Here is a 2,940-nt window from a genome sequence, read left to right as displayed (position 1 = left end):
TTTAGAAGATAGGTCTCAGGTTGCACGTCGTATGTCGCACCTCTCTTGGCGCAAGACCTGCAACAAAACAAATACCGCTGTAGACAAAGGAAAATAGGAGAAAAACATGACCAAGATTCGCCTCTCTCGTTTCGGTTCCAAAGCCAACCCACACTACCGCATCGTGGTGGTGGACAGCCGCGCCAAGCGCGACGGTGGCTACATCGAGCGCATCGGGTACTACGACCCCCGCAAGTCCACCAGGGACTGGCTCAAGCTCGACCAGGAGCGCGTACAGTACTGGCTGGGTGTGGGAGCACAGCCCACCGAAACTGTAAAGAAGCTCATCAAACAAGCCAGCGCTTAGATTCGGCGGCCTACTACCCACCTGCATGCATGGGGCTGATCATTGCCGTTATGCAGGGGCTTGAACTACCGACCCCTCAGCCGCTGGGGGGTCGTCCAGTTTGAAACAATGCCATCCAGGCTATCAGCTATCGGCTATTCGCTATAAGCTATTCTCTATGAAAGACCTCGTGGAATACCTTGCCAAGGCAGTGGTAGATCATCCGTCCTCCATTCGGGTAGACGAACGCCGGGGCCGCGATGGGCTGGTTTACTACGTGGAAACCCATTCCGAAGACAAGGGCCGCATCATCGGACGGCAGGGCCGCGTGATCGAGAGCATTCGCACGGTGGTGCGTTCGTTCGCCAAGGGGCGGGTGAGTGTGGAAGTAAGGTAACGCGGATGTTTGAATGCAGTGTCCTTCGACCCCACATAGGTTCGTTGCGGCAACCGACTCGGAATAGACTGGGATACTGCGCCGGCTGCCGTGGGGATGGACAGATGGGCCTTTTGCAGTAATCAAACTCAGGATGGCGCAGCATATAGGCTCGAGCCCCCTTTTAGCTCAGGTATGAAACGAATTGAAATTGGACGTATCGGAAAATCTTATGGTATGGACGGCGGCCTCAAATTTAGGGGCGAGACGGTGGTATTCGACCTCGACAGGGTGTATCTGGAGGGTCTGGGCTACCGGGTTATTGAAGAGATTGAGCAGCAGAATAACGAGATTGTGCTGTATTTGTCCAGTGTGCAAAACCGCCAGGAGGCCGAGCGACTGGCCGGGTTGCGGGTGTATGCCGACCAGGACGACCTGCCTGTACTGGAGGAAGGGGAATACTATTACTTTGAATTGATAGGCCGGCCCGTTTTTGTGGACGGCGAGCCGTTTGGTGAAGTGGTAGGCGTGGAGGACGGCGTGCAAGACCTGCTGATCATCAAGGCCAGAGGCAACTCGTTGCGGGCCCAGAGCAAGACCTATATGGTGCCCTTCCAGGCGCCTTATGTGAAGATCGAGCCCGACGGCATTTATATCGCAGCGATACCGGGTTTGCTCGAGTAGAAGCACGGGCTTACCATGAAATACACTATCCTGACGCTATTTCCCGATCTGATTCAGCCCTGGATACACGAGTCCATTCTCCAGAAGGCAATAGAGAAGGGTTTGATTGAAGTAGACATCCGGGATATCCGTGACCACGCCGAGAACAAGCACCACACGGTAGACGACACCCCGTATGGGGGTGGGGCGGGTATGGTGATGCGGGTAGATGTGGTGGTACGGGCGCTCGAGGCCGCTGGCCCTGCCGATGAGAAAATCCTGCTGACCCCTGCCGGGCAGCCCTTCACCCAGAGGTTGGCCGAAGAGCTGGCTACCAGATCACATCTGGTACTGGTCTGTGGGCGTTATGAAGGGATCGATGCGCGGGTGGAACACTTTGTAACCAGGGAAGTCTCAATTGGCGATTATGTCCTGATGGGGGGTGAGCTAGGGGCACTGGTGATACTCGAGGCCACCGCCCGCCTGATTCCGGGTGTGATCAAGGAAGCAGAAAGCCACCAGCAGGACTCTTTTTCCACCGGCCTGCTCGACTACCCCCAGTACACCCGCCCCCCGGAGTTCCGGGGTCTGGTAGTGCCTGAAATCCTGACCTCGGGCCACCACGCCAGAATTGCCGAGTGGCGACGCAAACAAGCCCTGCGGCGCACCCGGCAGCGTCGCCCGGACTTGCTGGAAAAAGCAGAGTTAACAGCCAAGGATCTGGTCTGGTTGGAAGTGGACGATTGAGCAGTTGTGGACAAGTCCCAGGAGTCTTACCGTTTTTGGTAAAAGGGCGACTTTGCGGTGGCCCCGTTCAAAGTCTTTTTTTGCTTTGACAACTCCTCCGTCGGCTGCTAGAATCACAACTTGCTGACCTGTCCCGAGTATCTGCACTGCGGATACGCTTCAGGGCAAAAATCCATGAACCCGCAGTGTTTGCCGCTGGCAAAAGGCGTATGAGTAGGTTCCGCTGGAGTAAGGAGTCAGGCCATGAACCGTGGTGCTTTGCTTAAAGTTGTGGAAAAAAAGTACACCCGTACCGACATCCCCCAGTTCAAACCGGGCGATACTGTAAAGGTCAACTACAAGGTAGTCGAAGGCAGCCGTACCCGTGTGCAGGCCTATGAAGGGGTGGTGCTCAAGGTCAAGCGCAATGGCTTTAACAGCGCTTTCACGGTGCGCAAAATTTCCTTCAACGAAGGGGTAGAGCGGGTTTTTCCCTTCAACTCCCCCCTCATTGATAGCGTACAGGTGGTAAGCCGGGGCAAGGTGCGGCGGGCCAAACTCTACTATCTGCGCGAACTGCGTGGCAAGGCCGCTCGTATCCGGGGCGACCGCAAGCGCCTCAATGAGGATGTGGAAGCCCGTACCCTGGCTGCCAGGGAGGCCGCTGAGGCCAGGGCAGCTGCCGATGCTGCCGCCCGCGCCGAGGACGAGCGTGCTGCGCAGTCGGGTGAGGCTGTGGACGAACGCAAGGAATAATACCAGATTCGGAACCCGACCAAAGGGAGACGCTTTTTTCGCCGACCATCCGGGAGGGGGGTGCTCCCGGATTCAAAAAGAGAGCCTCCGGGTC

At 56.7% G+C, this 2,940-nt stretch carries 5 protein-coding genes; all 5 read left to right on the top strand.

Features of this window, described 5'->3' with window-relative positions:
• Nucleotides 1-106: 106 nt before the first annotated feature.
• The 5 genes from rpsP (at nt 107) to rplS (ending at nt 2,846) form a co-directional block, all read left to right on the top strand.
• Entirely contained in the window at nt 107-346 is a 240-nt protein-coding gene (rpsP, locus tag Q0288_RS07195) for a 30S ribosomal protein S16 (protein WP_299429174.1), read from the top strand.
• A gap of 157 nt (nt 347-503) precedes the next feature.
• Complete coding sequence (locus Q0288_RS07190) at nt 504-722, top strand: KH domain-containing protein (protein ID WP_299429172.1); 219 nt, start codon at nt 504-506, stop codon at nt 720-722.
• Nucleotides 723-896: 174 nt separating this feature from the next.
• Nucleotides 897-1,385, top strand: a complete 489-nt coding sequence (gene rimM, locus Q0288_RS07185) for a ribosome maturation factor RimM (protein ID WP_299429170.1) — start codon at nt 897-899, stop codon at nt 1,383-1,385.
• 15 nt (nt 1,386-1,400) lie between these two features.
• Nucleotides 1,401-2,111, top strand: a complete 711-nt coding sequence (gene trmD / locus Q0288_RS07180; protein ID WP_299429168.1) for a tRNA (guanosine(37)-N1)-methyltransferase TrmD — start codon at nt 1,401-1,403, stop codon at nt 2,109-2,111.
• 243 nt (nt 2,112-2,354) lie between these two features.
• The gene (gene rplS / locus Q0288_RS07175) at nt 2,355-2,846 is read left to right on the top strand and encodes a 50S ribosomal protein L19 (protein WP_299429166.1); all 492 of its coding nucleotides are present in this window, start codon (nt 2,355-2,357) and stop codon (nt 2,844-2,846) included.
• The last annotated feature ends 94 nt before the right edge of the window (nt 2,847-2,940 follow it).

This window comes from uncultured Meiothermus sp. (assembly GCF_937863175.1).
Lineage (GTDB): Bacteria > Deinococcota > Deinococci > Deinococcales > Thermaceae > Meiothermus.
This window is presented reverse-complemented; position numbering and strand designations above follow the sequence as displayed.